General features: G+C 55.8%; 6 protein-coding genes. All 6 read left to right on the forward strand.

Translation table 11 applies throughout. From position 1 onward, the window contains the following. The first annotated feature begins 35 nt into the window (after positions 1 to 35). The 6 genes from DWZ82_RS10480 to DWZ82_RS10505 all read left to right on the forward strand — a co-directional run bounded on the left by DWZ82_RS10480 (position 36) and on the right by DWZ82_RS10505 (position 6,483). On the forward strand, positions 36 to 1,166 hold the full coding sequence (locus tag DWZ82_RS10480; protein ID WP_117489171.1) for a Gfo/Idh/MocA family protein: 1,131 nt from the start codon (positions 36 to 38) through the stop codon (positions 1,164 to 1,166). A 15-nt stretch (positions 1,167 to 1,181) separates the two neighbouring features. Further along, the gene (gene iolE / locus DWZ82_RS10485; protein ID WP_118480701.1) at positions 1,182 to 2,072 is read left to right on the forward strand and encodes a myo-inosose-2 dehydratase; all 891 of its coding nucleotides are present in this window, start codon (positions 1,182 to 1,184) and stop codon (positions 2,070 to 2,072) included. Between the two features lie 15 nt (positions 2,073 to 2,087). Continuing rightward, on the forward strand, positions 2,088 to 3,095 hold the full coding sequence (locus DWZ82_RS10490) for a Gfo/Idh/MocA family oxidoreductase (RefSeq protein WP_118286021.1): 1,008 nt from the start codon (positions 2,088 to 2,090) through the stop codon (positions 3,093 to 3,095). A 207-nt stretch (positions 3,096 to 3,302) separates the two neighbouring features. After that, the gene (locus DWZ82_RS10495) at positions 3,303 to 4,298 is read left to right on the forward strand and encodes a Gfo/Idh/MocA family oxidoreductase (RefSeq protein WP_118480703.1); all 996 of its coding nucleotides are present in this window, start codon (positions 3,303 to 3,305) and stop codon (positions 4,296 to 4,298) included. A gap of 125 nt (positions 4,299 to 4,423) precedes the next feature. Further along, positions 4,424 to 5,419, forward strand: a complete 996-nt coding sequence (locus DWZ82_RS10500; protein WP_118480705.1) for a sugar ABC transporter substrate-binding protein — start codon at positions 4,424 to 4,426, stop codon at positions 5,417 to 5,419. Positions 5,420 to 5,631: 212 nt separating this feature from the next. Next, positions 5,632 to 6,483 (forward strand): sulfide/dihydroorotate dehydrogenase-like FAD/NAD-binding protein, encoded by an 852-nt coding sequence (locus DWZ82_RS10505; RefSeq protein WP_110436531.1) that lies wholly within the window; start codon positions 5,632 to 5,634, stop codon positions 6,481 to 6,483. Positions 6,484 to 6,567: the final 84 nt, after the last annotated feature.

Here is a 6,567-nt window from a genome sequence, read left to right on the forward strand (position 1 = left end):
CAAAGGTATTGAGATTTTTTGAGGAGGAAAAACTTATGAGCAAGGAAATTAAAATCGGTCTGATCGGCGCCGGCTGGATGGGCAAGGCCCACACCACCGCATTCCACAATGCACGCATGATCTTCGGCGATGATATGCCGGTATTTGAGCTGGTAAGCGATGTCAGCGAGGACGCAGTAGCAAAGTTCGCGAAGAACATGGGCTACAACCGCTACACCACCAACTGGATGGACGTTGTTACCGATCCCGAAATCGACCTGGTTGACGTTGCGACCCCGAACTGCATGCACTACGAGATGGCAAAGGCTGCTCTCGAGCACGGCAAGCATGTTTTCTGCGAGAAGCCGCTGTCGCTGTCCGCGGAGCAGTCCCGCGAGCTGGCTGATCTGGCCAAGGAAAAGGGCGTAGTCAACTACTGCGGTTTCTCCAACATCATGAACCCGGCAAACCAGTATGTTGCGGAACTCGTCAAGTCCGGCAAGCTGGGCAAGATCATGCGCGTACACGCTACTTACGATCAGGATATGCTGCTCGATCCGTCCATTCCGATTGCATGGCGTCACATCAACAAGCTGGCAGGCTCGGGCGCACTCGGCGACCTGTGCAGCCATCTGCTGAGCGTTTCCCAGATGATCATGGGCGACATGAGCGAGGTGCTCGGCGTGCAGTCCATCGTTATTCCGGAGCGTCCGGTCAAGGCAGGCAGCACTGAGATGGGCAAGGTTGAGAACGACGACCTCATCACCTTCCTCGTTAAGTATGAAAACGGTGCAATTGGTGACTTCTCGTCCTCCCGTGTTGCAACCGGCCGCAAGAACTACTTCTACTACGAGATTCAGGGCACCGAGGGTTCTGTAGTATACGATCTGGAGCGTATGTGCGAGGTTCAGGTTTACTTCAAGGCTGATGCGGACAAGGACAACGGCCGTGACTGCGGCTTCCGCACCGTACTGCTCAACCCGCAGCACGAGGGCTTCAAGTACTTCCAGCCGGCAGGCGGCATCGCGATCGCATTCGACGATATGAAAACACTGCAGGCTCACGCACTCATGCAGGCAATGCACGGCGGCGAGTACATCTGCGACTTCGAGATGGGCGCCAAGGTTGACGGCATTATCAACGCAGTGCTCAAGTCCGTTAAGTCGGGCACTTGGGAAAAGTGCTAAGGGAGGTTCAAGGCTATGTTTAATAATGTAAAACTCGGCATTGCGCCGATTGGCTGGACGAATGACGATATGCCGCAGCTCGGCGGTGAGCTCACCTTCGAGCAGATGGTTTCCGAGGCGGCTCTGGCAGGCTTTCAGGGCACCGAGGTTGGCGGCAAGTTCCCGACCGACCCGGCCGTACTGAACAAGGCACTCGACCTGCGCGGCATCAAGATTGCATCCCAGTGGTTCTCGAGCTTCCTGTGCTCGACCCCCTACGAGGAGAACGAAAAGGCATTCATCAAGCAGCTGGATTTCCTCGAGGCAGTCGGCGCAAGCCGCATCAACGTATGCGAGCTGACCCGCTGCCTGTTCGCAGAGGAGTGCTCGATGTTCGGCGACAACAAGCCGGTTGCCACCGATGAAGAGTGGGACAAGCTGACCGACGGTCTGAACAAGCTGGGCAAGATCGCTGCTGACCGCGGCTTCAAGCTGTGCTTTCATCACCATATGGCGACCGTGGTTCAGACCTTCGAGGAAACCAAACGCCTGATGGACAACACCGATCCGCGTTACGTTTACCTCTGTTTCGATACCGGCCACTTCACCTTCTCCAAGGAGGACGCCGTAAAGGCGGCCAAGGAGTTTGGCCCGCGCATCGGCCACGTTCACCTCAAGGACATCCGTCCGGACAGGATGGAAAAGGCATATGCCGAGGGCTTCAAGTTCCGCAAGGCGGTTCTGGAAGGCTGTTTCACCATTCCGGGTGACGGCTGCGTAGACTATCCGGGCGTATTCAAGGCGCTGCATGACGCGCATTACGAGGGCTGGTTCATCGTTGAAGCCGAGCAGGACCCGGCAAAGGCAAATCCGCTCGAGTATGCCAAGATGGCACGCGAGTATATCAAGAAAACCGCAGGTATCTGATAAGGAGGATTACAAATGGAGAAGATTCGTTTCGGTATCGTTGGCATCGGTATGATGGGCCGTATGCACGCCACCAGCCTGCAGCGTAATCCTCACGCAGAGGTTGTAGCGGTTTGCGCCCGCACCGAGAGCAAGGTCAAGGCGTTTCAGGAGGAATTCGGCGTACCGTATGGCTACACCAATGTAGACGAGCTGGTAAACAATCCCGAGGTTGACGCAATCGTTGTTGCAACCGGCGCAGATGCCCACAAGGCACCGTGTCTGGCAGCCTGCAAGGCCAAGAAGCATATCTTCTGCGAGAAGCCGCTGGCTAAGACCATCGAGGACTGCGAGGAGATCGAGAAGGCAGTTGCCGAGAACGGCAGCAAGTGCTTCACGGTTGGCTTTATGCGCCGCTTCGACCCGTCCTACGCAGAGGCCAAGGAGAAGATCCGCGCCGGTGCGATCGGCAAGCCGATCCTGTTCAAGGGCGTTTCGCTCGACCCGTCCAGCGTGCTCGAGGCACATCTGGAAGGCGTCAAGAAGGGCATTTACGTTCCGTGGTTTATCGAGATGGGCAGCCACGACACCGACCTTGCACGTTGGTTCCTCGAGGGCGATCCGGTCGATTCCTTTGCAACCGGCGATGCTTATGTCTGCACCGGTCTGGCAGATTACAACGACTACGACAACGGTTTCTCGCTGACCAAGTTCGATAACAACACCACCGCTTACATTCAGGTAGGCCGCACCGCAACCTGCAGCCACGTTGAAAGTGAAATCGTCGGAACCAAGGGCACGCTGCGTGTCAACTCGGTACCGCGCAAGAATTACCTCTCGCAGTTCACCGAGAACGGCTTTGTGGAAGAGTGCCAGGAGAGCTTCCTTGCTCGCTGGGGCGAGGCGTTCCAGGCTGAGATCGACGACTTCGTTGACTGTGTACGCACCGGCCGCAAGCCGGAGACCACCGCACACGACGGCACGATGAGCCTCAAGTTCTGTCTGCAGCTGCATCAGGCATATCTGGACGGTAAGAAGAAGTAAATTACAACCGCTTTTTATGGCAATACCGCATAATTGGACAAGAGCGATTTGCGAGTAAATTTTGCGTACTGATAAGGCGCGGTTTTGCAGCAATACTGACGTATTGCAAGAAATCGCAACGCAATCAGGGGACAAAATTTCCGCAAAGCGCCGCAGCTTTAAGTGTGCGGTGTTGCCTTAGATAAAGGAAAAAAGGAGATTCACATCATGAGCAAGAAGGAACTCGCTATTGGCGTACTGGGCGCAGGCGGCAACATTGGCCACACCCATTCTCAGAACATTGCAACCTATGTAGACGGCGCTCGTTTGGCTGCTGTTTACGATCTGAACACCGAGCGCGCCGAGGAGGTTGCTAAGACCTACGGCGCAAAGGTAATGGCAAGCGCAGAGGAGCTGATCGCTTCTCCCGAAATCGACGCAGTTGTTATCGCATCCTGGGACGGCACGCACGCTGATCTGGCGGTAAAGTGCATCCAGGCCGGCAAGCCGGTATTCTGCGAGAAGCCGCTGGCTACCACCCTTGAGGACGCGAAGAAGGTCGTAGAGGCGGAGAAGGCTTCCGGCAAGCGTCTGCTGCAGATCGGCTTCATGCGTCGCTTTGACCCGGACTACATCAAGATGAAGAAGATCCTCGACTCCGGCGAGCTGGGTGCTCCGCTGATGGCGCACTGCATCAGCCGTACCCGCAGCCATCCGAAGAACCACACCACCGAGCAGCACATTACCAACATTGCCATCCACGAGATCGACATCTGCCGCTGGCTGCTGGGTGAGGACCTGAACGAAGTCGCTGTTCGTTTCCCGCGTGCTACCTGCTTTGCAGAAGGCACCTGCCAGGACCCGCAGCTGGTACTGATGCAGTCTGACTCCGGCGTACTGATCGACGTTGAGGTTTCCGGCAACAGCTACTACGGCTATGAGATCCTGTGCGAACTGGTCTGCGAGAAGGGCACCATCCGCCTGCCGGTAGCGGCAGAGCCGATCGTCCGTTCTTACCTGCAGTGTGGTCAGGCAATCCCGGAGGACTGGACCAACCGTTTCGTAGTTGCTTATCAGGAAGAGCTGCAGCACTGGGTAGATTACCTGCAGGGCAAGACCGATGTTCCGGGCCCGGGTGCTGAGGACGGCTACGAGGCATGCAAGATCTCCGACGCACTGATCAAGGCACAGACCACCGGTCAGTGGGAAAAGGTAGAGGCATAATCCCCGCAAATGGTATACAGCAGGGGCGGGAATAGGTGTGAAACCGCCCCTGTTGATATAAAGAAGGTCATATTACCCGGTAATATGATTCCAATAGACAACTTGTCTAACAGGAGGAAAGAAAGATGAAGAGAAGCAACCTTTTTAAGCGTTCCGCAGCGATGCTGCTGGCAGGACTGATGGCAGTTTCCATGAGTGCATGCGGCGGCAGCAGCGCATCCGGCAATGACTCCGGCGATTCCCAGGCAAGCAGCAGCGGCGACACCCATAAGCTGAGCGTAGTGCTCAAGACCACCTCTTCCGAATACTGGAGCTACGTTATCGCAGGCATCGAGCAGGCGGAAAAGGATCTCGGCAACGTAGAAGTTGACGTACGCGGTGCAAATAGCGATACCGACTTCGACGGTCAGCTGAACATGGTAGAGACCATTGTAAACGCAGATATGTGCGAAGCGATCGCTATCGCACCGCTGCAGGCAGACCAGATCGCAAATGCACTGACCGGCGTCAAGATCCCGGTTCTGGCGATCGACACCAATTTTGATCAGGCGGAAACCTTTATCGGCACGGCGCACGAGGACGCTGCTTACGAGGGCGGCAAGTATGTAGCCGAGAAGATCGGTAAGGGAGGCAAGGTTGTTATTCTGGCGAATATCCAGGGCGAGTCCACCTCTGAGGCTCGTGTAGCCGGTTACAAGAAGGCACTGGAAGAAGGCGGCTGCGAGATTATCTCCACGCAGTACACCGACGGCGTAGGCGACAAGGCTGTTACCGTAACCGACGGCGTTCTCCAGTCCTTCGCGGACATCGATGCGATCGTATGCTGCGCAGACGATGTTGCGCTCGGCGCATCCCGTGCCATCAAGCAGGCAGGCCGTGACGGCGACGGCATCATCGTATGCGGCTTCGACGGCATCTCCTCCGGCGTACAGGCAGTTGTTGACGGCGAAATCTCCTGCACCGTTGCACAGGATCCGTACAACATGGGCTACCAGTGTGTTAAGAGCCTGCTCGACGTTGTAGAAGGCGAAAAGCTGGATGACTTCATCGACACCGGCTGTAAGGTCATTACTCCGGACAATGCACAGGAGTATCTGGACAAGCTGAAGAGCCTGGTATAAGCATTATTTTCTGATCCCTCACTCTCACTTTCGCGCTTGGGAAAACGCTCCAATGTTCTTCCTATTCTTCATGTCATTAAGACATACTCTCTAATATTTTTTATTCTCTCTCTTTTAACTAACCCATAAGTTTTCTTCTCATATTGCTGGAAAAGCCGCTTATGCGGCTTTTCCTATACCCCGATTCGGTTTGGCGAAAGGATATTTGACCAATGTATCAGATTTTGAAAAAGCAAACGCTGAACGCAAACACCAAGCTGATGGTGATCGAGGCACCGCACGTTGCCCGCAAGGCAGAGCCGGGTCAGTTCATCATCCTGCGTGTCAGCGCAGAAGGCGAGCGTATTCCGCTCACGATCGCAGATTTTGACCGCGAAAAGGGTTCCGTCACGATTATTTTCCAGGAGGTCGGCGCAACGACGATGGCGCTCGGCGCGCTGAACGAGGGCGACTGCCTGCATGATTTTGTCGGTCCGCTCGGCAAGGCGAGCGAGCTCGAGGGTCTCAAGAAGGTCGCTGTTGTCGGCGGCGGTCTGGGTTGCGCGATCGCATATCCGCAGGCAAAGAAGCTGCACGAAATGGGCGCTGAGGTTGACCTGATCGCCGGTTTCCGCAACAAGGACATCATCATCCTCGAGGACGAGATGAAGAACGCCTGCACCAACCTGCACATCGTGACCGACGACGGCTCGAATGGCCGCAAGGCTCTGGTTACGCAGGTGCTCAAGGAGCTGATCGACGCGGGCAACCAGTACGATGCTGTTATTGCCATCGGCCCGATGATCATGATGAAGTTTGTCTGCGAGACCACCCGTCCGTACGGCATCAAGACCATCGTTTCCATGAACACCATCATGGTTGACGGTACCGGTATGTGCGGCGGCTGCCGTCTCACCGTTGGCGGCGAGACCAAGTTCGCATGCGTTGACGGCCCGGATTTCGACGGTCACCTCGTTGATTTTGACAGTGCAATGCGCCGCGGTGCCATGTACAAGGCACAGGAGCGCGCGGCTGTAGAGCGCCGCGAGGAGCATTGCAATCTGTTCAAGAAGGAGGTCAAGTAACATGCCGAATATGAATCCGAACAAGTGCCCGATGCCTGAGCAGGCGCCGGACGTCCGCAATAAGAACTTTGAAGAGGTAACGCT

Origin of the sequence: Butyricicoccus sp. AF35-5AC, assembly GCF_003477715.1 — a bacterium.
GTDB classification, from domain to species: Bacteria; Bacillota; Clostridia; order Oscillospirales; family Butyricicoccaceae; genus Agathobaculum; species Agathobaculum butyriciproducens.

Coding starts and splice junctions, on each gene's coding strand:
- DWZ82_RS10480 (WP_117489171.1), top strand. CDS start 36: ATGAGCAAGGAAATTAAAATCGGTCTGATCGGCGCCGGCTGGATGGGC.
- iolE (WP_118480701.1), top strand. CDS start 1,182: ATGTTTAATAATGTAAAACTCGGCATTGCGCCGATTGGCTGGACGAAT.
- DWZ82_RS10490 (WP_118286021.1), top strand. CDS start 2,088: ATGGAGAAGATTCGTTTCGGTATCGTTGGCATCGGTATGATGGGCCGT.
- DWZ82_RS10495 (WP_118480703.1), top strand. CDS start 3,303: ATGAGCAAGAAGGAACTCGCTATTGGCGTACTGGGCGCAGGCGGCAAC.
- DWZ82_RS10500 (WP_118480705.1), top strand. CDS start 4,424: ATGAAGAGAAGCAACCTTTTTAAGCGTTCCGCAGCGATGCTGCTGGCA.
- DWZ82_RS10505 (WP_110436531.1), top strand. CDS start 5,632: ATGTATCAGATTTTGAAAAAGCAAACGCTGAACGCAAACACCAAGCTG.